The sequence below is a fragment of the Pseudomonas sp. B20(2017) genome (genome assembly GCF_002113125.1).
Classification (GTDB): Bacteria; Pseudomonadota; Gammaproteobacteria; order Pseudomonadales; family Pseudomonadaceae; genus Aquipseudomonas.
In genome coordinates, this window is the sequence record NZ_NEJP01000023.1 from 80,363 (window position 1) to 103,558 (window position 23,196).

Sequence of the window (23,196 nt, forward strand, 5' to 3'; positions counted from 1 at the left end):
GTGTCGTGGCGTTTGCAAAAATTGCATCCGACACAAAACCCTGTGGGAGCGTGGCTTGCCCGCGAAGAACGATAACGCGGTCTCTCAGATCACAAACAAATCGACAAATTTGTTCACCGGCGTGGCTTCAAGCCGCGCCTGATCCTTGCACAACACCAGAATCTCCCCGCTGCGCTGCCCGGTGAAACGGGTGGCCAGATTTGCCCGGAATTTGTCCTCCAGCAATGGAATGCCCTCGGCGCGGCGCCGGCGATGCCCGATCGGGTACTCCACCACCACGTTTTCCGTGCTCGAACCGTCCTTGAAAAACACCTGCACCGCGTTGGCAATCGAGCGCTTGTCGGCTTCCAGATATTCGCGGGTGAAACGCGGATCTTCGACGATGACCATTTTCTCGCGCAGCACATCGATGACCGGATGGGCCTTGTGGAAATCATCCTCGTACTGCTCGGCCACCAGATTGCCGAACGCCAGCGGCACGGCGGTCATGTACTGGAGGCAGTGATCGCGGTCGGCGGCGTTGGCCAGCGGCCCGACCTTGGAAATAATGCGGATCGCCGATTCGTGGGTGGTGATGACGATCCGGTCGATCTCATGCAGACGATTGCGCACCTGCGGGTGCAGGGTCACGGCGGCTTCGCAGGCGGTTTGTGCGTGGAACTCTGCCGGGAAGCTGATCTTGAACAACACGTTTTCCATCACGTAACTGCCGAAGGGCCGCGAGAAACTGAAGGTGCGTCTGTCTTCGGGCTTGAGCGCCAGGTCGTTGTTGGTGTGGCTGAACAAAACGTCGTAAAAGCCCCATTGTCTGGCGCTCAAGACGCCGGGAATCCCCATTTCTCCACGCATCGCGATATCCGCGAGCCGCACGCCCCGGCTCGATGCATCCCCTGCCGCCCAGGATTTTCGCGAACCGGCGTTCGGCGCATGGCGGTAAGTACGCAATGCCTGACCATCGGCGAACGCATGGGACAACGCGGATAACAGCTGCTCACGGTTGGCGCCCATCAGTTTGGCGGTCACGGCAGTCGAGGCGACTTTCACCAGAATGACGTGATCGAGTCCTACGCGGTTGAAGGAGTTTTCCAGGGCAATCACGCCCTGAATCTCGTGGGCCATGATCATCGCTTCAAGCACATCGCGCACCGTCAGCGGCGCCTCGCCATTGGCCAGACGCTTTTGCGACAGGTGATCGGCCACCGCGAGAATCCCGCCGAGATTGTCCGACGGATGCCCCCACTCGGCGGCGAGCCAGGTGTCGTTGTAATCGAGCCAGCGCACGATGCAGCCGATGTCCCACGCGGCTTTCACCGGGTCGAGGCGCCAGGACGTGCCCGGGACTCGTGCGCCGAATGGGACGACGGTGCCTTCGACGATGGGGCCAAGGTGTTTGGTGCATTCAGGGAAACGCAGGGCCAGCAGGCCGCAGCCCAAGGTGTCCATCAGGCAGTTGCGGGCGGTGTCGAGGGCTTCGGTGGATTCGATTTTGTAGGTGAGGACGTAATCGGCGATGTCCTGCAGGACACGGTCGTAGTCGGGGCGGTTGTTCAGGTCGACGTTGGCGCTCATGTTCGATTCACTCTTCAAAGTGGTTCGTTGATGGGACCTCGGTTCAGGCTGAGTCTTGGTTTTAAACCATTCTTATTGTTGAAATACAGAACCTGTGGGAGCGGCGGTGCGACGATTCGATTTGCCGGCCGGCATATCCAGCGTTGATGTTGCCTGATACACCGCTTTCGCGAGCAAGCCCGCTCCCACATTTGGATCTGTATTACGTCAGAAAGAATCTCCGGGGATGCGCACGTAGCCCTCCATCAGCACGCGGGCGCTACGGCTCATGATCGCTTTCTTCACAACCCACTCACCGTTTTCCAGACTCGCTTCAGCCCCGACGCGCAACGTCCCGGACGGATGTCCAAAACGCACCGCATTGCGTTCAACACCGCCAGCCGCCAGGTTCACCAAAGTGCCCGAGATGGCTGCTGCGGTGCCAATCGCCACCGCCGCCGTCCCCATCATCGCGTGGTGCAACTTGCCCATCGACAACGCCCGCACCAGCAAATCCACATCCCCGGCGCCAATCGCCTTGCCACTCGAGGCCACGTAATCAGCAGGTTTGGCGACGAAGGCCACTTTCGGCGTGTGCTGACGCTTGGCCGCTTCATCCAGATTGGAAATCAGCCCCATGCGCAAAGCACCGTAAGCGCGAATGGTCTCGAACATCTGCAACGCTTTCGGGTCGCTGTTGATCGCGTTCTGCAATTCGGTCCCGGTGTAACCAATGTCTTCGGCGTTGACGAAAATCGTCGGGATACCCGCGTTGATCATCGTCGCTTTGAGCGTGCCGACGCCCGGCACTTCCAGCTCATCGATCAGGTTGCCGGTGGGGAACATCGAGCCACCGCCGCCCTCTTCTTCCGCCGCCGGGTCCAGGAATTCGACTTGGACTTCGGCCGCCGGAAAGGTCACGCCGTCGAGTTCGAAATCACCGGTTTCCTGGACTTCGCCATTGGTGATCGGCACGTGGGCAATGATGGTTTTGCCGATATTGGCCTGCCACACGCGAACCACCGCCACGCCGTTGTGCGGAATGCGGCTGGCGTCCACCAGGCCATTGCTGATGGCGAACGAACCGACCGCTGCCGACAGGTTGCCGCAGTTGCCGCTCCAGTCCACGAAAGGCTTGTCGATGGACACCTGACCGAACAGGTAATCGACGTCGTGATCGGCCTTGATGCTTTTCGACAGGATCACGGTTTTGCTGGTGCTCGAAGTGGCGCCGCCCATGCCGTCGATCTGTTTGTCGTACGGGTCGGGGCTGCCGATTACCCGCAGCAATAGCGCGTCGCGGGTCGGGCCGGGAATCTGCGCGGCTTCGGGTAGATCTTTCAGGCTGAAAAACACGCCTTTGCTGGTGCCGCCGCGCATGTAGGTGGCGGGGATTTTGATCTGCGGTGCGAAATTAGCTGCGTGAGCCATGAGTGCTCCTCAAAAGTGACCAAGGGACTCATCATCCCTTGGTCGCCTGACTTGATTAAACGGCAACCGCCGACTCTTCGAGGAAGTCCTGAGCGAAGCGTTGCAACACGCCGCCAGCCTCGTAGATCGACACTTCTTCGGCGGTGTCGAGGCGGCAGGTCACCGGCACTTCGACACGCTCGCCGTTCTTGCGATGGATCACCAGCGTCAGGTCGGCGCGCGGCGTGCGCTCACCGATCACGTCGTAGGTTTCGCTGCCGTCGATGCCCAGGGTCTTGCGGTCAGTACCCGGTTTGAATTCCAGCGGCAACACGCCCATGCCCACCAGGTTGGTGCGGTGAATGCGCTCGAAACCTTCGGCGACAATCGCTTCCACACCCGCCAGACGCACGCCTTTGGCCGCCCAGTCGCGGGACGAACCCTGGCCGTAGTCGGCGCCGGCGATGATGATCAGCGGCTGCTTGCGCTCCATGTAGGTTTCGATGGCTTCCCACATGCGCATCACTTTGCCTTCCGGCTCAACGCGCGCCAGCGAACCCTGCTTGACCTTGCCGTTTTCCACCACCATTTCGTTGAACAGTTTCGGGTTGGCGAAGGTCGCACGCTGCGCGGTCAGGTGGTCGCCCCGATGGGTCGCGTAAGAGTTGAAGTCCTCTTCCGGCAGGCCCATTTTCGCCAGGTATTCGCCGGCGGCGCTGTCGAGCATGATCGCGTTCGACGGCGACAGGTGATCGGTGGTGATGTTGTCCGGCAGCACCGCCAGCGGGCGCATGCCCTTGAGCGGCCGCGCCCCGGCCAGCGCACCTTCCCAGTACGGAGGACGGCGGATGTAGGTGCTCATTTCGCGCCAGTCGTACAGCGGCGTGACTTTCGGGCCGGTGTCTTCATGGACGGCGAACATCGGAATGTAGACCTGACGGAACTGCTCAGGCTTGACCGAGGATTTCACCACCGCGTCGATTTCTTCATCGCTCGGCCAGATGTCTTTCAGGCGGATTTCCTTGCCGTCGACCACGCCGAGCACATCTTTTTCGATGTCGAAACGGATGGTCCCGGCAATCGCGTAGGCCACCACCAGCGGCGGCGAAGCGAGGAACGCCTGTTTGGCATACGGGTGAATCCGCCCGTCGAAGTTGCGGTTGCCGGACAGTACAGCGGTGGCGTACAGATCGCGGTCGATGATTTCTTGTTGAATCACCGGATCCAGCGCCCCGGACATGCCGTTGCAGGTTGTGCAGGCAAACGCGACGACGCCGAAACCGAGTTGCTCCAGCTCCGTGGTCAGCCCCGCTTCATCGAGGTACAGCGCCACGGTTTTCGAACCCGGCGCCAGCGACGACTTGACCCACGGCTTGCGGGTCAGCCCGAGCTTGTTGGCATTGCGCGCCAGCAGGCCGGCGGCAATCACGTTGCGCGGATTGCTGGTGTTGGTGCAACTGGTGATGGCCGCGATGATCACTGCGCCGTCGGGCATTTGCCCCGGCACGTCTTCCCACTGGCCGGCGATACCTTTGGCCGCCAGATCCGACACCGCCACACGGGCGTGCGGGTTGCTCGGGCCGGCCATGTTGCGCACCACAGAAGACAGATCGAAGGTCAGGCCGCGCTCGTATTGCGCCCCTTTCAGGCTGTCAGCCCACAGGCCGATCTGCTTGGCATATTGCTCGACGAGCTGCACTTGCTGGTCTTCACGACCGGTCAGTTTCAGGTAGTCGATGGTCTGCTGGTCGATGTAGAACATCGCCGCCGTGGCGCCGTATTCCGGGGCCATGTTGGAGATGGTGGCGCGGTCGCCGAGGGTCAACGCGCTAGCACCTTCACCGAAGAACTCCAGCCATGCGCCGACCACTTTCTGTTTGCGCAGGTACTCGGTCAGCGCCAGCACCATGTCGGTGGCGGTGATACCCGGTTGCAGCTTGCCGGTCAGTTCGACGCCGACGCTTTCCGGCAGGCGCATCCACGACGCGCGGCCAAGCATCACGCTCTCGGCTTCAAGCCCACCGACACCGATGGCGATCACGCCCAGCGCATCGACGTGCGGGGTGTGGCTGTCGGTGCCGACGCAGGTATCCGGGAATGCCACGCCGTCGCGCACCTGGATCACCGGGGACATTTTCTCCAGGTTGATCTGATGCATGATGCCGTTGCCCGGCGGGATCACGTCGACGTTCTTGAACGCCTTCCTGGTCCAGTTGATGAAGTGGAAGCGGTCTTCGTTGCGACGGTCTTCGATGGCGCGGTTCTTTTCGAACGCCTGCTTGTCAAAACCGCCCGCCTCCACCGCCAGCGAATGGTCGACGATCAGTTGGGTCGGCACTACCGGGTTGACCTGCGCCGGGTCGCCGCCCTGTTGTGCAATGGCGTCGCGCAGGCCGGCCAGATCCACCAGCGCGGTCTGGCCGAGAATGTCGTGGCACACCACGCGGGCCGGGAACCACGGGAAGTCGAGGTCGCGTTTGCGCTCGATCAGTTGTTTCAGGGAATCGGTGAGCGTGGCCGGGTCGCAGCGACGCACGAGGTTTTCCGCCAGCACGCGAGAGGTGTACGGCAGGGTGTCGTAGCTGCCGGGCTGGATCGCATCGACAGCCGCGCGGACGTCGAAAAAGTCCAGCGGCGTGCCGGGCAGGTTCTTGCGAAATTCTGTGTTCATCGGTCAGGACTCGGTCACGGTGATAACAAAAAGGTGGGGCCTGACGCAGCCTTCGAACTCACCACACTCCACTGTGGGAGCGAGCTTGCTCCGGGCGGCGTTCCGACGATAGCGGTGTATCAGTCGACATCTTTGTTGAATGTCTGTCCGTCATCGCGAGCAAGCTCGCTCCCACAGGGTTTATCGGTGCTCTCAAGCTCCAGCTCAGCCCACCATTCAGCGACGTTCGATTGGCACGAACTTGCGCTGTTCGACGCCGGTGTACTCGGCGCTTGGACGGATGATGCGGTTGTTGGCGCGCTGTTCGAACACGTGCGCTGCCCAGCCGGTCAGGCGCGAGCAGACGAAGATCGGCGTGAACAGCTTGGTCGGGATGCCCATGAAGTGGTACGCCGAGGCATGGTAGAAGTCAGCGTTGGGGAACAGTTTCTTTTGCTCCCACATGGTCTTGTCGATGGCTTCCGAAACCGCGAACAACACCTTGTCGCCCACTTCGTCGGCGAGTTTTTTTGACCAGCCCTTGATCACCTCGTTGCGCGGATCGCTGTCCTTATAGATCGCGTGGCCGAAGCCCATGATCTTGTCTTTGCGTTCAAGCATGCCGAGGGTGCCCTTGATCGCCTCTTCCGGCGACGAGAAGCGCTCGATCATTTCCATCGCCGCCTCGTTGGCACCGCCGTGCAGCGGGCCGCGCAACGAGCCGATGGCTGCCGTGATGCACGAGTACAGATCGGACAGGGTCGAAGCACACACCCGAGCGGTGAAGGTCGAGGCGTTGAATTCGTGCTCGGCGTAAAGGATCAGCGAGACGTTCATCACTTTGACGTGCAGCTCGCTCGGCTTCTTGTCGTGCAGCAGGTGCAGGAAGTGGCCGCCGATGGACTGCTCGTCCGTCACGCAATTGATGCGTTTGCCGTCGTGGCTGAAGCGATACCAGTAGCACATGATCGCCGGGAACGCGGCCAGCAGACGATCGGTCTTGTCGCGTTGCTCGGAGAAGTCTTTCTCCGGCTCGATGTTGCCCAGGAACGAGCAACCGGTGCGCATCACGTCCATCGGGTGGGCATCGGCGGGGATGCGTTCCAGCACTTCTTTCAGCGCTTGCGGCAGGTCGCGCAGCTTGCTGAGTTTGTTCTGGTAGTCGGCGAGCTGTGCCTTGGTCGGCAGTTCTCCGTAGAGCAGCAGGTACGCCACTTCTTCAAATTGTGCGTCTGCCGCCAGTTCGCGCACGTCGTAGCCGCGATAGGTCAGCCCGGCACCGGCCTGGCCCACGGTGGACAGTGCGGTTTGCCCGGCAACCTGGCCCCGGAGCCCGGCGCCACTGAGTACTTTTGCTTCGGCCATCGTTGTCTCCAATTTTCTTGAATTTGTAGGGGAAACATGTGGGAGCGAGCCTGATCGCGAAGGTGGCAGGAACACCTCGGCACATCAGGAACACCGCGTTATCGTTAACGCCCATCGCGAGCGGGCTCGCTCCCACAGGGGATTTATTCAGCCTTTCTTTTGTGCAAACAACGCGTCGAGCTTCTGCTCGAAGGTGTGGTAATCGATGCGATCGTAAAGCTCCATGCGAGTCTGCATGGTGTCGATGACATTCTGCTGGGTGCCGTCGCGGCGGATCGCGGTGTAGACGTTTTCCGCGGCCTTGTTCATCGCGCGGAACGCCGACAGCGGGTACAGCACCAGCGACACGTCGGCGCCGGCCAGTTGCTCGATGGTGTACAGCGGCGTCGAGCCGAATTCGGTGATGTTGGCCAGGATCGGCGCTTTCACGCGACTGGCGAACAGCTTGTACATTTCAAGCTCAGTGATGGCTTCCGGGAAGATCATGTCGGCGCCAGCCTCGATGCACGCGGCGGCGCGATCCAGTGCCGATTCCAGACCCTCAACGGCCAGAGCATCGGTGCGGGCCATGATCACAAAGCTGTCGTCGGTGCGGGCATCGACGGCGGCCTTGATGCGGTCGACCATTTCCTGCTGGGTCACGATCTCTTTGTTAGGACGGTGACCGCAGCGCTTGGCGCCAACCTGGTCTTCAATGTGAATCGCCGCCGCGCCGAACTTGATCATCGACTTGACGGTGCGCGCCACGTTGAACGCCGAGGCGCCGAAACCGGTGTCCACGTCCACCAGCAGCGGCAGGTCGCAGACGTCGGTGATGCGGCGCACGTCGGTCAGCACGTCATCCAGGCCGGTGATGCCCAGGTCCGGCACGCCGAGGGAGCCGGCAGCCACCCCGCCACCCGACAGGTAGATCGCCTTGAAACCGGCGCGCTTGGCCAGCAGCGCGTGGTTGGCGTTGATCGCTCCGACCACTTGCAGCGGATGTTCGCTGGCGACCGCATCGCGGAAACGCTGGCCTGGAGTGCTCTTGTTGGAACTCATGACTCACCTCGTTCAGTGGCTGTCTTATTGTCGGCGCCGTCCTGGTAGTGACGGGCGATGTTGCGTTTCGAGGCGCCGATGTGACGGCGCATCAACAATTCCGCGAGCTCGCCGTCACGGTCGGCGATGGCATCGAGAATCCGGTGGTGTTCGGCAAAGGCCTGGCGCGGGCGGTTGGGCGTGGTGGAAAACTGGATGCGGTACATGCGCACCAGTTGATAGAGCTCGCCGCAGAGCATTTGCGTGAGGGTGCGGTTGCCGCTGCCCTGGATGATCCGGTAGTGGAAGTCGAAGTCGCCTTCCTGTTGGTAGTAACCGACGCCGGCCTGAAACGCCGCGTCGCGCTCATGGGTTTCCAGCACCCGGCGCAGTTCGTCGATTTCTTCGAGGCTCATGCGTTCGGCCGCCAGACGGCAGGCCATGCCTTCGAGGGATTCGCGGATTTCGTAGAGTTCGAGCAATTCGGCATGGCTCAGCGACACCACCCGCGCACCGACGTGTGGTACGCGCACCAGCAGGCGCTGGCCTTCCAGACGATGGATCGCTTCGCGCAGCGGCCCACGGCTGATGCCATAGGTGCGCGCCAGTTCCGGCTCGGAGATCTTGCTGCCCGGGGCGATCTCGCCTTTGACGATGGCCGCCTGGATGCGTCGGAAGACGTTTTCCGAGAGCGTCTCGGAATCGTCGCCGCTGATCACCGGGGGATCGAGTTGATCCAGCATATTGTCGACACCTTTAAATCCAATGCGGCAAAAATTAGCGAATCAACCCGCATCAGTCAAAGGATAAATCGAGATTGTCGACAATCGTCTAACAAGCCTTCGCATCAACCCCAAGGGTTATAGACCGGTCCCGACGCTGGCGCCATAAAACCACCGTGCTAGAATGCCGCCCGCATTTGCGAGTCATTTGCACGGCTTGTCATAAAAAGCTGATAGGCACACGAAGGCGCATGGGCAGACAGGATTTCCTGATGCCATGGCCCTGAACCGAGAACGGAACGCTGCTCGCCAGGATTTATGAGACTCAAGCCCTTCCCCACATTCTTTGCATTGTTTTGCCTGCCCGGCCTTGCTGCGGCGGGGGAAAAGACCGTGTACGGCCTCAACGAATACGCTGCCCTCGACGGGATCAACCTCGAAGTGGCGGCGAAACTCGACACCGGGGCGAAAACCGCCTCCCTGAGCGCCCGCGACATCAAACGCTTCAAACGCAACGGCGAGTCCTGGGTACGTTTCTACCTGGCCATCGACGCCGCGCATTCGCACCCGATCGAACGGCCGCTGGCCCGAGTCAGCAAGATCAAGCGCCGCGCCGGCGACTACGACCCGGAAGAAGGCAAGAAGTACACCGCCCGCCCGGTGATCGAGCTGGACATCTGCATGGGTTCGGCAATGCGCAGCATCGAAGTGAACCTGACCGACCGTAGTGCGTTCCAATACCCGCTTTTGATTGGCTCCGAGGCGCTGAAACGCTTCGATGCGCTGGTCGATCCCAGTCTTAAATACGCTGCCGGCAAACCCGCCTGCACCATCGCCGCTCATACCGCCGAGTAATTTCCATGCGTTCTCTAACCTTCCACCTGAAAGTCTTGATCACCATCCTGGTGTTGCTGGGCGTTTCGGTTACGGCCTATCAGATTTTCGTGCTCGGCATTCCGGTGACCGAAGACGCCACCGACGACTTGTGGAACATCGACGCCAAGGTCGAGTTCGTCGCCAGCACCAAGGATCCGGTGAAGATCCAGATGTTCGTGCCGCCCCTGAGCCGCGATTACGTCAGCCTCAATGAAAGCTTTATCTCCAACAATTACGGCGTGGCGGTCAACCGGGTCGACGGCAACCGCAAGGTCACGTGGTCGGCACGCCGGGCCAAGGGCAACCAGACCCTTTATTACCGTCTGGTGCTGACCAAGCGTTACACCGCTGAAAAAACCAAGATCAAGGGCCCGACGTTCCGTGACAGCATGGCCATCGAAGGCCCGGAAAAGATCGCCGCCGAAGCCCTGCTCGCCCCGATCCGTCAACACTCCGCCGACGTCGAGACCTTCATTGGCGAAGCGATCAAACGCGTCAACAACGTCAACGACGACAACGTGAAACTGCTGCTGGCCGGCGATCCGTCGACGCCGCACAAAGCCAAAATCGTCGAACTGCTGCTGTCCATCGCCCACGTGCCGGTGGAGAAAGTCCACACCATCCGCCTCGTCGCCGATCAGCCGCAAACCCCTGAACTGTGGCTGCGCAGCTTCAACGGCACCGACTGGCTGTACTTCAACCCGGAAACCGGCGAGCAAGGCCTGCCGACCGACCGCCTGCTGTGGTGGAGCGGTGATGAAAACCTGATCACCGTCGACGGCGGCAAGAAAGCCAACGTGACCTTCAGCCTGAACAACAGCGAGATGAACGCGATTCGTCTGGCCAAGCTGACCGACGAAAACACCGACGCCAACTTCCTTGAATACTCGCTGTACGGCCTGCCGCTGCAAACCCAGCAGACCTTCATGATCATGGTGATGATCCCGATCGGCGTGCTGGTGATCCTGATTCTGCGCAACCTGATCGGCCTGCAGACCCTGGGCACGTTCACACCGGTGCTGATCGCCCTGGCCTTCCGCGAGACGCAGCTGGGCTTCGGCATCCTGCTGTTTACCGTGATCACCGCGCTTGGCTTATCGCTGCGCTCGTACCTGGAACACTTGAAGCTGCAAATGCTGCCGCGCCTGTCGGTGGTACTGACCTTCGTGGTGGTGCTGATCGCCGCGATCAGCCTGTTCAGTCACAAGCTCGGTCTGGAGCGTGGCCTGTCGGTGGCGCTGTTCCCGATGGTGATTCTGACCATGACCATCGAACGCCTGTCGATCACCTGGGAAGAACGCGGCGCCAGCCATGCCATGAAAGTGGCGATCGGCACGCTGTTCGCGGCCTCTTTGGCGCACCTGATCATGACCGTTCCAGAGCTGGTGTACTTCGTGTTCACCTTCCCGGCGATCCTGCTGATTCTGGTGGGCTTCATGCTGGCCATGGGTCGCTATCGCGGTTATCGCCTGACTGAACTCGTGCGTTTCAAGGCTTTCCTGAAGAAGGCTGACGCCTGATGTTCGGTTTCTGGAAGACCTGGAAGGCCCTGGAAGCCCGGGGCATCATGGGCATCAATCGGCGTAACGCGGACTACGTGCTCAAGTACAACAAGCGCAGCCTGTACCCGATCGTCGATGACAAGATCATCACCAAGGAACGCGCGATCAAGGCCGGCATTCATGTGCCGGAACTGTATGGCGTGATTTCTACGGAGAAGGAAATCGACAAGCTCGGCGAGATCATCGGCGGGCGCAACGACTTCGTGATCAAGCCGGCCCAGGGCGCTGGCGGTGACGGCATCATTGTTGTTGCCGACCGCTTCGAGGGCCGCTATCGCACGGTGTCGGGCAAGATCATTGCCCACGAAGAGCTTGAGCATCATATCTCCAGCATCCTCACCGGCCTGTATTCGCTGGGCGGCCACCGCGACCGGGCGCTGATCGAATATCGGGTCACGCCGGACCAGATCTTCAAGAGCATCAGCTACGAAGGCGTGCCGGATATTCGCATCATCGTGCTGATGGGCTACCCGGTGATGGCGATGCTGCGGCTGCCGACCCGTCAGTCCGGGGGCAAGGCCAACCTGCACCAGGGCGCCATCGGCGTCGGCGTCGACTTGGCCACCGGTCTGACCCTGCGCGGCACCTGGCTGAACAACATCATCACCAAACACCCCGACACCACCAACGCGGTGGACGGCGTGCAACTGCCCTACTGGGACGGTTTCATGAAGCTCGCGGCCGGTTGTTATGAGCTGTGCGGTCTGGGTTACATCGGCGTGGACATGGTGCTGGACCAGGAGAAAGGCCCGCTGATTCTGGAGCTGAATGCGCGGCCGGGGCTGAATATCCAGATTGCCAACGACTGCGGGCTGACGTTGCGCACCCATGCGGTGGAAGCGCATCTGGAAGACCTCAAGGCGCGTGGGGTGACGGAGTCGGTTGAAGAACGCGTGGCGTTTGCTCAGGAGTTGTTTGGGCATATTCCGGCGGTCGAGGGCTGACAGCTCACGACGATCGTTCCCACGCTCTGCGTGGTAACGCTGCCATGGACGCTCCGCGTCCACTGTGACGCGGAGCGTCACGGGATGCATTCCCACGCGGAGCGTGGGAACGATCAAGTGGATCGAGCGCGATACCTGCCGCCAATCTGCCAATCCCCGACATCCCCTCTAGGAGCAATTCCCGGAGGGGACTACAATCCCCACCCCGCCTCGATGGCCGATCTGCCCCGCCCATGTTGACCTGTTCCGTACACCCGCTGCCCTACCGCGCCAACCCCGCCGACTATTTTGCGGCCGTCCGCCATGCGCCGGGCGCCGTGCTGCTCGACAGTGGCCGGCCGAGTGCCGACCGTGGCCGTTATGACCTGCTCAGTGCCTGGCCGCTGGAACAGCTGGCGATATTGCCGGACGAGCGCGGGGAAGATTTCCTGCAACGTCTGCGGGACAATCTGACCCGTTTGGGTGACGCGCAATTGCCCGACGGGTACGAGCTGCCCTTCGCCGGCGGCCTGATCGGCTACCTGAGCTACGACTTCGGCCGGCATCTGGAAAACCTGCCGAGTCAGGCCCGGGATGACCTGCAATTACCCGATGCGCGATTTGGTCTGTACGACTGGGCCTTGATCAGTGACCACCAATCGGCAACCAGCCAACTGGTGTTCCACCCTTCGGTCAGCGCCAGCGAGAAACAGCGGTTGATCGACGTGTTCAGCCAACCGGCGGGCACTGAGCTGACCCCGTTCAAGCTGAACAGCCCGATGGCAGCCGATCTCTCGGCCATTGAATACCGTCAGGCGTTCGAGCGTATCCAGCATTACATCCAGGCCGGCGACTGCTATCAGGTCAACTTCGCCCAGCGTTTCCGCGCGCCGTGCCAGGGTGATCCATGGCTGGCCTACTGCAAACTGCGCGAAGCATGCCCGACGCCGTTTTCCGGATTCCAGAGCCTGCCCGACGGCAACGCAGTACTAAGCCTGTCGCCCGAGCGTTTCGTCAAAGTCAGCCAGCGTCAGGTGGAAACCCGCCCGATCAAGGGCACCCGCCCCCGTGGCGCGACCCCGACCGAAGATGCGGCGAACGCCGCCGAACTGCTGGCCAGCCCGAAGGATCGCGCGGAAAACCTGATGATCGTCGACCTGCTGCGTAACGACCTGGGCCGCACCTGCCGCATCGGCTCGGTGCGGGTGCCGGAGTTGTTCAGTCTGGAAAGCTATCCGAACGTGCATCACCTGGTCAGCAGCGTGACCGGTGAACTGGCGGAAGATCGCGACGCTCTGGACCTGATCGCCGGCAGCTTCCCCGGCGGCTCGATCACCGGCGCACCGAAGATTCGTGCGATGCAGATCATCGACGAGCTGGAGCCGACCCGACGTGGGTTGTATTGCGGTTCTTTGCTGTATCTGGACGTGCGTGGCGAGATGGACAGCTCCATCGCCATTCGCAGTCTGCTGGTGAAGGATGGGCAGGTGTGTTGCTGGGGCGGTGGCGGGATCGTCGCCGATTCAGACTGGCAGGCGGAGTATCAGGAGTCGATCACCAAGGTCAGAGTACTGCTCGAAACCCTGCAAACCCTTTAACTAGAAGCGCCCTACGTTGATCGTTCCCACGCTCTGCGTGGGAATGCATCCCGTGACGCTCTGCGTCACAGTGGACGCGGAGCGTCCATAGCGGCATTCCCACGCGTAGCATGGGAACGATCAAGGAATGTGATTACAGGGACAGGTCGCGGTTCGAGGCTTTGAGAAACTCCTGCTTCAACTCTGCAAACGTATGCACCGCCGGAAATTGCGGAAACTCGCGAATCACGTTATCCGGTGCATGGAACAGAATCCCCGCATCCGCTTCGCCCAGCATGCTGGTGTCGTTGTAGGAATCCCCCGCCGCAATCACTCGGTAATACAGGCCCTTGAAGGCCAGGACCGACTGACGTTTCGGATCTTTCTGACGCAACTGGTAACTGGTCACCCGCCCGCTGTCATCGGTGATCAGTCGGTGACAGAGCAAGGTCGGAAAGCCCAGCTGACGCATCAGCGGCTGGGAAAACTCGTAGAACGTGTCCGACAGAATCACCACCTGAAACCGCTCGCGCAGCCAGTTGACGAACTCCACCGCGCCGTCCAGCGGCTTGAGGGTGGCGATCACTTCCTGGATGTCCGAAAGCTTCAGGCCATGTTCGTCGAGGATGCGCAGGCGCTGTTTCATCAGCACGTCGTAGTCGGGAATGTCCCGGGTGGTGGCCTTGAGCGATTCGATTCCGGTTTTTTCGGCGAAGGCGATCCAGATTTCCGGCACCAGCACCCCTTCAAGATCAAGACAGGCGATTTCCACAAGACACTCCCGTTTGTAATGTTTATTGAGTCGAGCGAGCCCGAACTCTAGCGGCTCGACCTGGACCGCGCAACGCAGAGGCCGCCCCGGCGGGCGTTGCTTTTTGTTACCATCGCCGCCATATAGAGCGCCCAGCGCCACCGACCTGTAGGAAGCCGCCCTGATGAGCCCAACGTTCGACGTCGTGGAACTCGCCACGACCTATGCCAACAAATCCGCGCAGGACATCCTCAAACTCGCGTTCGCCGAGTTCGGCGATGACCTGTGGATATCTTTCAGCGGCGCCGAGGATGTGGTGCTGGTGGACATGGCCTGGAAGCTGAACAAGAACGTCAAGGTGTTCAGTCTCGACACCGGTCGCCTGCACCCGGAAACCTACCGCTTCATCGATCAGGTGCGCGAGCACTACAAGATCGACATCGAACTGGTCTCGCCGGACTACACGAAACTTGAACCGTTCGTGAAGGAAAAAGGCCTGTTCAGTTTCTACAAGGACGGCCACGGCGAATGCTGCGGCATCCGCAAGATCGAGCCGCTGCGCCGCAAGCTGTCCGACGTCAAAGCCTGGGCCACCGGCCAGCGTCGCGATCAAAGCCCAGGCACCCGCAGCGCCGTGGCGGTGATGGAAATCGATACAGCGTTCTCCACCCCGGAGCGCACCCTGTACAAGTTCAACCCGCTGGCGCAGATGACCAGCGAGGAAATCTGGGGCTACATCCGCATGCTGGAGCTGCCGTACAACAGCCTGCATGAGCGCGGTTTCATCAGCATCGGCTGCGAACCGTGCACCCGCCCTGTCCTGCCGAACCAGCACGAGCGCGAAGGTCGCTGGTGGTGGGAAGAAGCGACCCAGAAAGAATGCGGGTTGCATGCCGGGAATATCATCAGTAAGGCCTAAGTCTCTGCCCCAATAATGTCCCCCTGTGGGAGCGGGCTTGCTCGCGAAAGCGGTCTGCCAGTCACTGGATCTGTTGACTGGAAGGACGCCTTCGCGAGCAAGCCCGCTCCCACATCTGCTTTGTGGTGCCATGAAAAAACATGTACACAGGATTGTCACCATCGGTGCCATTTATGTGTGCACTTTTCGTTTCTGCGCCCTGAAAAGTTACATCAAGCTCCAGAAGCACTCCCTCCAGACGCCCGCAAAAATTCCTCCCGAAAAATAAATACCTGTTCGAACGGTCAATTTATATCGCCCGTATTTCAACGACTTGGCACTCTTCAATAACTTTTCGAAATCAGCGGTCGTTTTCATAGATCGCGGACTGGCACAGATCTGGCTTTAGTGCATACATGTTTTGTATACAAAACCGCAAAACATGAACCCACACTTTCGATCCGCAAGCCTGAAGCGCCCTATCCCGTACAGGCTGCAGATGCCCCGTAACCAGTGATGCTTCACCGCCGCGACGAAGATTTGTCGAGCCTGACGGCTCATGCACAGTCATCGCGGCCCGAACATCAGGAGCCTGCCGGAATGCGTACGAGTCTTTCGAACAACAACATCGCGCTGAATCTGCCTGCCTCTTCAACCCTCGACCACTCAGTGCCCGGTGACGGCATCACCGAACCGCTGCAACTGAGCCCGCGTCTGCACAACAGTGACCTCGCACCGACCAGGGTCGAAGGACGGCGCTGGGGCAAATACAGCATCTTCGCCCTGTGGACCAACGATGTGCACAACATCGCCAACTACTCGTTTGCCATCGGTCTGTACGCCCTGGGTCTGGGCGGCTGGCAGATTCTGCTGTCGCTGGGGATCGGCGCGGCGCTGGTGTATTTCTTCATGAACCTGTCCGGCTACATGGGGCAGAAAACCGGCGTGCCGTTTCCGGTCATCAGCCGGATCAGTTTCGGTATTCACGGGGCACAGATTCCTGCATTGATCCGGGCGGTTATCGCCATCGCCTGGTTCGGCATTCAGACGTACCTGGCGTCGGTGGTGTTTCGCGTGTTGCTCACGGCGATCCATCCCGGATTCGCCGATTACGACCACAACTCGATCCTCGGCCTGTCGAGCCTGGGCTGGGTGTGTTTCGTTGCGATCTGGTTCGTGCAGCTGGCGATCCTCGCCTACGGCATGGAAATGGTCCGCCGCTACGAAGCCTTCGCCGGGCCGGTGATTCTGCTGACCGTCGCCTGCCTCGCCGCGTGGATGTACACCCAGGCCAACGCGACCATCGCCTGGTCAATCCGCGAACCGCTGACCGGCGGCGAGATGTGGCGCAACATCTTTGCCGGCGGCGCCTTGTGGCTGGCGATCTACGGGACGCTGATTCTCAACTTCTGCGACTTCGCCCGTTCTTCACCGTGCCGCAAGACGATCAAGATCGGAAACTTCTGGGGCCTGCCGGTCAATATTCTGGTGTTCGCCGGGATCACCGTCCTGCTGTGCGGTGCGCAATTTCAGATCAACGGCCGGATCATCGAAAGCCCGACCGAGATCATCGCGTCGATCCCCAACACGTTCTTTCTGGTGCTCGGCTGCCTGGCGTTCCTGATCGTCACCGTGGCGGTGAACATCATGGCCAACTTCGTCGCCCCAGCCTTCGTGCTCAGCAACCTGGCGCCGAAATACCTGACCTTCCGCCGCGCCGGGCTGATCAGCGCAACGATTGCCGTGCTGATCCTGCCGTGGAATCTCTACAACAGCCCGCTGGTGATCGTGTATTTCCTGTCCGGCCTCGGCGCCCTGCTCGGCCCGTTGTACGGCGTGATCATGGTCGACTACTGGCTGATCCGCAAAGGCCGGATCCACGTGCCGCAGTTGTACAGTGAAAACCCGAACGGCGCGTATTACTACAGCCGCGGGGTCAACCTGCGGGCCGTGGCGGCGTTCATTCCGGCCGCGTTGATTGCCATCGTCCTGGCGCTGGTGCCGGGCTTCCACAGCGTATCGCCGTTCTCCTGGCTGATCGGCGCCGGCATTGCCGGGATGCTCTATCTGATCATCGCCAAACGCCAGCCGCACTACGCCGATGTCGACGGTGAAGCCATCGCCGTCGACAACGTCAGCCACTGAATCTTTTGGCGGCCCTTCGCGGGGCCGCAGAACCAACCGAAATAAGGACTTCCCATGCGAATTCTCGTGGTCAACGTCAACACCACCGAATCCATCACCCAGGCCATCGCCCGTTCGGCGCAGGCTGTCGCCTCGCCCGGCACCGAGATTATCGGCCTGACGCCGCATTTCGGAGCCGATTCCGTCGAGGGCAATTTCGAAAGTTATCTGGCCGCCATCGCCGTGATGGACCGGGTGATGTCCTACGACCAGCCGTTCGACGCGGTGATTCAGGCCGGCTACGGCGAGCACGGTCGCGAAGGTTTACAGGAATTGCTCAACGTGCCGGTGGTGGACATCACCGATGCGGCGGCCAGTACCGCGATGTTCCTCGGCCACGCCTATTCGGTGGTCACTACGCTGGATCGCACGGTGCCGCTGATCGAGGATCGGCTGAAACTGTCCGGCCTGTGGGACCGCTGCGCCTCGGTACGCGCCAGTGGCCTGGCGGTTCTGGAACTGGAACACGAGCCGCAGCGGGCGCTGGAAGCGATCGTGCATCAGGCGGAACTGGCGGTGACTCAGGATAAAGCCGAAGTGATTTGCCTGGGTTGCGGCGGCATGGCCGGGCTCGACGAGAAGATCCGTCAGCGCACCGGAGTGCCGGTGGTGGATGGCGTCACTGCGGCCGTGACCATCGCCGAATCGCTGGTGCGACTGGGGCTGTCGACATCCAAGGTGCGCACGTATGCGACGCCGCGTCCGAAAACCATCATCGGCTGGCCAGCTCGTTTTGCGCGTTGAACCGTTCGGCAAGGCCCAGGGTTGAAAACTGCTCGATGACAAAATCGACGAACGCCCGGGTCTTGCCCGGCAGCAGTTTGTGTTCGGCGTAATAGATGGAAATGTTGCCGTCGTCGACGTACCAGTCCGGCAGGACCCGCTGCAAAGTCCCCGTCTCTAAATAGCCGACAGCAAACGGCATACTCACCAGCGCAATCCCCAACCCCTGCGCCGCCGTGGCGCAGGCGGCTTCGGAATCACTCATGGTCATTCGTGCCTTGAGGGTCAGCGGGCTGTGTTGCCGGGTGCGATGCGTCAACTGCCAGGAGCGCACACGCCCGGTTTGCGGTGAGCGGATCAGGATGCCGTCGTGCAACTTGAGGTCATCCGGCTCGCTGATCGGCGCGTGCCAATCCAGATAATCCTTGGAAGCCACCAACACCCGATGCGCCGGTGTCAGCCTGCGCGCCACCACGCCTTGGGGCAGTTCGAAGCCTCCGCCAATCGCCGCATCGAAACCCTGGCCGATCAGATCGACCTGTCGGTTATCAAAGTGCCAGTCCGGGTTGATTGCCGGAAATCTTTTCAGGAACTCCCCCAGCAACGGCACGATGTACAAACGGCCGAACACCGTGCCCATGCTTACTTTCAGCGTACCCGCCGGTTGGCCGCCGGCGCTGGCCAGATTGTTCACCGCGTTCTGGATGGTGGTCAGACTGCCGCTGACCTCACTCAGAAACAATTGCCCCGCCTCCGTCAGGGTCAATCTTCGAGTGCTACGCTGGAACAGCCTCACGCCGAGGCGCGCTTCCAGTTTCGCCACGCTTTTACCCACGGCGGCCGGTGTCAAGCTCAGGCGGCGCGCAGCCTCGGCAAAGCTGCCGACTTCGGCGCTGCGCACAAAGCATTCGATACTGCTGAAGGTTTCCATGGCCACCACTCTAAACTTTTGGTTTACACAGACTATAGCAACCACGGTCTACCCGCCTATTGGCGGGGGGCAGATACTCGACACCACACCAAGGCAGCCTGCCTTGAAACTTCTGGAGATCGAACATGACCACTCACCACCTCAGCGGTAAAGTCGCTCTGATTCAAGGCGGCTCTCGCGGCATCGGTGCCGCCATCGTCAAACGCCTGGCCGCTGAAGGCGCCGCGGTTGCCTTTACCTACGTCAGCTCCGCCGCCAAGGCTGAAGAACTGCAAAACAGCATCACCGCCACCGGCGGCAAAGCCTTGGCGATCAAGGCTGACAGCGCCGATGCCGGCGCCATCCGCAACGCGGTGAACGCCACTGTCGAAACCTTTGGCCGCCTCGACATCCTGGTCAATAACGCCGGTGTGTTGGCCGTCGCGCCGCTGGAAGACTTCAAACTGGAAGACTTCGACCAGACTCTGGCAATCAACGTACGCAGCGTGTTCATCGCCAGCCAGGAAGCCGCCAAACACATGGGCGAAGGCTCGCGCATCATCAACATCGGCAGCACCAACGCCGATCGTATGCCCTTCGCCGGTGGCGGCGTGTATGCGATGAGCAAGTCCGCCCTGGTCGGCCTGACCAAAGGCCTGGCCCGCGACCTCGGCCCACGCGGCATCACCATCAACAACGTGCAGCCCGGCCCGGTCGATACCGACATGAACCCGGCTCACGGCGAGTTCGCCGACAGCCTGATCCCATTGATGGCGGTGGGTCGCTACGGCAAGGCCGAAGAGATCGCCAGCTTCGTTGCCTACCTGGCAAGTCCGGAGGCCGGTTACATCACCGGTGCGAGCCTGACCATCGATGGTGGTTTCGGCGCCTGATTGATCAGATGGTCGATAACGAAAAACGCCGCCCCTCCTTTGACAGAGGGGCGGCGTTTTTATGTCGGCGGTTTGATCAGGCCCAGTCGAGCGCCGGCAATCCGCATGCACTCGGCGTGAACGCTTTCAACGTACGAAGAATCCCGTCGGCGTGTGCGTATTTTTCATCGGCCATGGCGGCATCCGGAATGGCAATGGCGGTCATGCCGGCTGCTTTCGCTGCCGTCACGCCGAAGGGTGAGTCTTCGAACACCAGGCAATCTTCCGGCGCTACACCCAGGCGGCGCGCGGCGGTGAGGAAGATGTCCGGCGCAGGCTTGGCGGCGCCGACTTCCGGGTCGTCAGCGGTGACGATGAAGTCGAACAACGCGAACCAGTCGCGGTGCAACGTGGTTTTCTGACCGAACGACTGACGCGATGAACTGGTGCCGACCGCAATCGGAATGTTGTGCGCCTTGAGGTGACGGATCAGCTCCTCGGCGCCCGGCATCGCTTGCGCGGTGGGAAAGCGCTCGCGCATCAGCGGCTCGCGAATCACCAGAAACTCTTCGGCGGTGATCGGCAGGTCCAGCGCCTCGACCACATAACGCGCCAGGTCGCCCGCGCCACGGCCGATGATGTTCTGCTTGATGCTCCAGTCGAAGGTGCGCCCGTAACGCTCGGCAATCAGCGAGGTGACCTCGGTGTAGATGCCTTCAGTGTCCAGCAGCAAACCGTCCATATCGAAAATCACGGCCTTGATCGGGCCGAACGCCTTCAGCGGTGCATTCATCATCGGATCCGTTATCAAAGACATCCCGGGCGGCGCGGGTAGCGCCGCTGCTCGGATCTGATTAAAGGGTTCAGCAGCATAACGAGCGCGGCCAAGGTTGAGCAACGGGCAATGTCGGTTGTCCGCCGAACGCCCTCCCGCACATTTAGAGAATCGCCCTACAGACATCGCCTACTCGGCTGACTTCTTTCCTGTTTGATCCCCCGCAAAGTTTCGCGCCATTCCCCTGATGCGCGCGAGTGACTGCGAATGCTTCCATCTGACCAACTCCTGAAACTGAACAACAGCATTGGTTTGCTGGTGGTCGCTGCGCTGAACCCTGATCAGCCCGACGTCGAAAAGCTGTTTCAGGAGTTTCGCCTTTGCCTCAATAACTATGACGCCTGGGCCGAGCAGTTCTGGACGGGCACCGCGCTGGCTGTCGAGCAAGTGTTCCAGGTCGGCAACGATGTCCGGCTCAGTGCACCGGTTGCCAGCCGCAAGCCCATCAGTTCCTCCGTGGCCATGTGTTCCGCCAGCGGCTCCCTGACGCTGGTACACATGTTCGAAGCCGCGCGGTTCGTGCCGATCGGCGACACACCGGTGATCCTTGAACCGGTCATTTCCGATGTCGACGGCGTTTTGGGTTTTGGCGAGCCGCGGCGTTACACCATTGGCCCCAGCGGCATTCTCGAGGTCAGCGACTGCGACCGGGGCCAGCGTTATCGCATCACCTTCTTTCCCGATGTTTCCACCGCGCATATCCAGACGTTGTATGCCTCGTATCAGGGGCTTATCGATGGCCTGGAAAAATGGTTACGTGAGGAATGGGTCGGGTTTCAACCGCAATGGGCCGAGTTTTCCAGCGCGGGTTTTCTGGAGCGTTACGGTCAGTTGCAGCAAGCCGACTGGCGCGGTTTCGAAACGGCGCTGAATGGCGTCTGGGATGACGTGAAACAGCTGTTCGCCCTGCTCGCCGACTTGCAGGCCAACAGCGAAAAACTTCTGCAATACCTGTCCAGCGTCGAGCTGGAAGCCTTGCTCGAGGCCTCCTCCGAGGCCATCGCCAATGGCCTGCTGATGCTCAGCGACGAACCGCTGCTGTTCATTCATCTGGCGGCCTTCACCAGTTGGCTGAAGATGCTGCCACCGCAGTATCTGGCCGAGGTGGTGGCTGAAGTTCGGGTTGAATTGCTGATCGGTTTTCTGTTGATGCGCGTGTCGGCGGGCATGGGGGTGCCGCTGCGGTTGAGCGCCAAGGTGCTCGGCAAGATCAAGTCGCCGCGCGCCCGGGAATGGCTGGCGGCTTCGGCCTTGCGGCTGGCGGAGCTGACCTCGGCGCCCGATCTGACCCGGCATGCGGGCGTTTTGAAACCGCTGGTGGTCAATGCACATCCGGCACCGCTGCGGCCGACACCTGCCATTCCGCTGGAGATTCGCACGGCGGATGCGCAGGTACTGACGGTGCCCAATCCGGCGGCCGTTGCGCGTGACAAGTCCCACGGCATGACGCGAATGGAGCGGCATGAGCCTCGGGATGACGCTTCGGATCAGGCGAAAAATCCCAACGGTGACAGCGCCGATTGTGCGCCGCTGACCTGCACCAACGGCTGTCCGGTGTCGATGGTCACCGGCGAAGAGCTGCTGACGCTGACTGACGGCGTGCTCGATGGGCTGCTGCCGTTTGAGTTCAGCCGGTTGTATCGCACCAGTGCGGCCGAGATTGATGTCGGGTTGGGGTTTGGCTGGAGTCATTCGCTGGCGCATCGGCTGGAAGTTGATGGCGATGGCGTGGTCTGGGTTGACCATGAGAACCGGCGCACGCGGTTTCCGTTACCGAGCGTTGAGCGTCCGGCGATTCACAACAGCTTGTCGCGGGCGGCGATCTTTTTGGGGGATGAGCCGGAGGAGCTGATTGTTGCGCTGGCGGGGGACGCGGCGCGGTTTTATCACTTTCGGGCTGGGCGTCTTACCACTATCAGCGATGCGTACGGCAATCGTCTGACGGTGCAGCGGGATTTTTCCGACCGTGTGCAGCGCCTGGATAACGGCGCTGGCCGTTCCTTGTTGTTGCGCTATGAGCGGGCGCATCTGGTCGCGGTCGATTATCAGGTTTGGCGCGAGGCGGCCTGGCGTACCGAGCAGACGCTGGCCAGTTACCGCTTTGATGCGCGTCATCGATTGATCGAGGCGTCGAACGCGGTCGGCGAGACCGAGCGTTACGACTACGACGACCGGCACGTCATCCTGCAACGTCAACTGAGCGGTGGCGCGAGCTTCTTCTGGGAGTGGGAGCGTGCTGGCAAGGCGGCGCGCTGCGTGCGGCATTGGGCGTCGTTTTCGCAGATGGACACGCGCTACGTCTGGGATGACGCCGGCAGCGTCACGGTGCATTACGTCGATGGGACTGAGGAAACCTACGTCCACGATGAC

Annotated in this window: 18 protein-coding genes; 9 read left to right on the forward strand and 9 right to left on the reverse strand. The window is 61.0% G+C overall.

The features are described 5' to 3' along the window. Window positions 1-84: 84 nt before the first annotated feature. From prpD to CAF63_RS26340, 6 genes are all read right to left on the reverse strand, one after another. Entirely contained in the window at window positions 85-1,569 is a 1,485-nt protein-coding gene (gene prpD, locus CAF63_RS26315; protein WP_085690209.1) for a 2-methylcitrate dehydratase, read from the reverse strand. 207 nt (window positions 1,570-1,776) lie between these two features. After that, window positions 1,777-2,979 (reverse strand): 2-methylaconitate cis-trans isomerase PrpF, encoded by a 1,203-nt coding sequence (prpF, locus tag CAF63_RS26320; RefSeq protein WP_085690211.1) that lies wholly within the window; start codon window positions 2,977-2,979, stop codon window positions 1,777-1,779. 55 nt (window positions 2,980-3,034) lie between these two features. Continuing rightward, window positions 3,035-5,629 (reverse strand): Fe/S-dependent 2-methylisocitrate dehydratase AcnD, encoded by a 2,595-nt coding sequence (acnD, locus tag CAF63_RS26325; protein ID WP_085690213.1) that lies wholly within the window; start codon window positions 5,627-5,629, stop codon window positions 3,035-3,037. 216 nt (window positions 5,630-5,845) lie between these two features. Further along, window positions 5,846-6,973 carry a 2-methylcitrate synthase gene (gene prpC / locus CAF63_RS26330; protein WP_085690215.1) on the reverse strand — a complete coding sequence of 376 codons (1,128 nt, stop codon included), beginning with the start codon at window positions 6,971-6,973 and terminating at the stop codon, window positions 5,846-5,848. 147 nt (window positions 6,974-7,120) lie between these two features. Continuing rightward, complete coding sequence (prpB, locus tag CAF63_RS26335) at window positions 7,121-8,014, reverse strand: methylisocitrate lyase (protein WP_085690217.1); 894 nt, start codon at window positions 8,012-8,014, stop codon at window positions 7,121-7,123. After that, entirely contained in the window at window positions 8,011-8,733 is a 723-nt protein-coding gene (locus CAF63_RS26340) for a GntR family transcriptional regulator (RefSeq protein WP_178081327.1), read from the reverse strand. The genes prpB and CAF63_RS26340 overlap by 4 nt, the downstream gene beginning before the upstream one ends. Window positions 8,734-9,033: 300 nt before the next feature. Between CAF63_RS26340 and CAF63_RS26345 the strand changes: the two genes are divergently transcribed. From CAF63_RS26345 to pabB, 4 genes are all read left to right on the forward strand, one after another. Further along, complete coding sequence (locus tag CAF63_RS26345) at window positions 9,034-9,570, forward strand: ATP-dependent zinc protease (RefSeq protein ID WP_085690221.1); 537 nt, start codon at window positions 9,034-9,036, stop codon at window positions 9,568-9,570. 5 nt (window positions 9,571-9,575) lie between these two features. Further along, on the forward strand, window positions 9,576-11,111 hold the full coding sequence (locus tag CAF63_RS26350) for an inactive transglutaminase family protein (RefSeq protein WP_007951967.1): 1,536 nt from the start codon (window positions 9,576-9,578) through the stop codon (window positions 11,109-11,111). Continuing rightward, complete coding sequence (locus tag CAF63_RS26355; RefSeq protein WP_085690223.1) at window positions 11,111-12,097, forward strand: alpha-L-glutamate ligase-like protein; 987 nt, start codon at window positions 11,111-11,113, stop codon at window positions 12,095-12,097. The genes CAF63_RS26350 and CAF63_RS26355 overlap by 1 nt, the downstream gene beginning before the upstream one ends. Window positions 12,098-12,330: 233 nt before the next feature. Then, the gene (gene pabB / locus CAF63_RS26365; protein WP_085690228.1) at window positions 12,331-13,674 is read left to right on the forward strand and encodes an aminodeoxychorismate synthase component I; all 1,344 of its coding nucleotides are present in this window, start codon (window positions 12,331-12,333) and stop codon (window positions 13,672-13,674) included. A gap of 133 nt (window positions 13,675-13,807) precedes the next feature. Here the strand turns inward: pabB and thrH are convergent, their stop codons facing one another. Then, on the reverse strand, window positions 13,808-14,425 hold the full coding sequence (gene thrH / locus CAF63_RS26370) for a bifunctional phosphoserine phosphatase/homoserine phosphotransferase ThrH (RefSeq protein WP_085690230.1): 618 nt from the start codon (window positions 14,423-14,425) through the stop codon (window positions 13,808-13,810). Window positions 14,426-14,588: 163 nt separating this feature from the next. Here thrH and CAF63_RS26375 point away from each other — a divergent pair, with 163 nt between their 5' ends. The 3 genes from CAF63_RS26375 (at window position 14,589) to CAF63_RS26385 (ending at window position 18,230) form a co-directional block, all read left to right on the forward strand. Further along, window positions 14,589-15,323 carry a phosphoadenylyl-sulfate reductase gene (locus tag CAF63_RS26375; protein ID WP_039769972.1) on the forward strand — a complete coding sequence of 245 codons (735 nt, stop codon included), beginning with the start codon at window positions 14,589-14,591 and terminating at the stop codon, window positions 15,321-15,323. A gap of 579 nt (window positions 15,324-15,902) precedes the next feature. Then, window positions 15,903-17,447, forward strand: a complete 1,545-nt coding sequence (locus tag CAF63_RS26380; RefSeq protein ID WP_085690232.1) for an NCS1 family nucleobase:cation symporter-1 — start codon at window positions 15,903-15,905, stop codon at window positions 17,445-17,447. Between the two features lie 54 nt (window positions 17,448-17,501). Then, window positions 17,502-18,230 (forward strand): aspartate/glutamate racemase family protein, encoded by a 729-nt coding sequence (locus tag CAF63_RS26385; RefSeq protein WP_085690234.1) that lies wholly within the window; start codon window positions 17,502-17,504, stop codon window positions 18,228-18,230. On the opposite strand, the gene CAF63_RS26390 is transcribed toward CAF63_RS26385, so the two are convergent. Continuing rightward, a complete protein-coding gene (locus CAF63_RS26390) occupies window positions 18,199-19,140 on the reverse strand; it encodes a LysR family transcriptional regulator (RefSeq protein WP_085690236.1) in 942 nt (313 codons plus the stop codon). The genes CAF63_RS26385 and CAF63_RS26390 overlap by 32 nt on opposite strands. Window positions 19,141-19,265: 125 nt before the next feature. Between CAF63_RS26390 and CAF63_RS26395 the strand changes: the two genes are divergently transcribed. Further along, complete coding sequence (locus tag CAF63_RS26395; RefSeq protein ID WP_085690238.1) at window positions 19,266-20,012, forward strand: 3-oxoacyl-ACP reductase family protein; 747 nt, start codon at window positions 19,266-19,268, stop codon at window positions 20,010-20,012. Window positions 20,013-20,088: 76 nt separating this feature from the next. Here CAF63_RS26395 and CAF63_RS26400 read toward each other — a convergent pair whose 3' ends face one another. Further along, complete coding sequence (locus CAF63_RS26400) at window positions 20,089-20,784, reverse strand: HAD-IA family hydrolase (protein ID WP_007960113.1); 696 nt, start codon at window positions 20,782-20,784, stop codon at window positions 20,089-20,091. A gap of 249 nt (window positions 20,785-21,033) precedes the next feature. On the opposite strand from CAF63_RS26400, the gene CAF63_RS26405 reads away from it, so the two are divergent. Continuing rightward, window positions 21,034-23,196: DUF6531 domain-containing protein (locus CAF63_RS26405; RefSeq protein ID WP_143492494.1), on the forward strand; the 2,163-nt coding region annotated here is incomplete at its 3' end.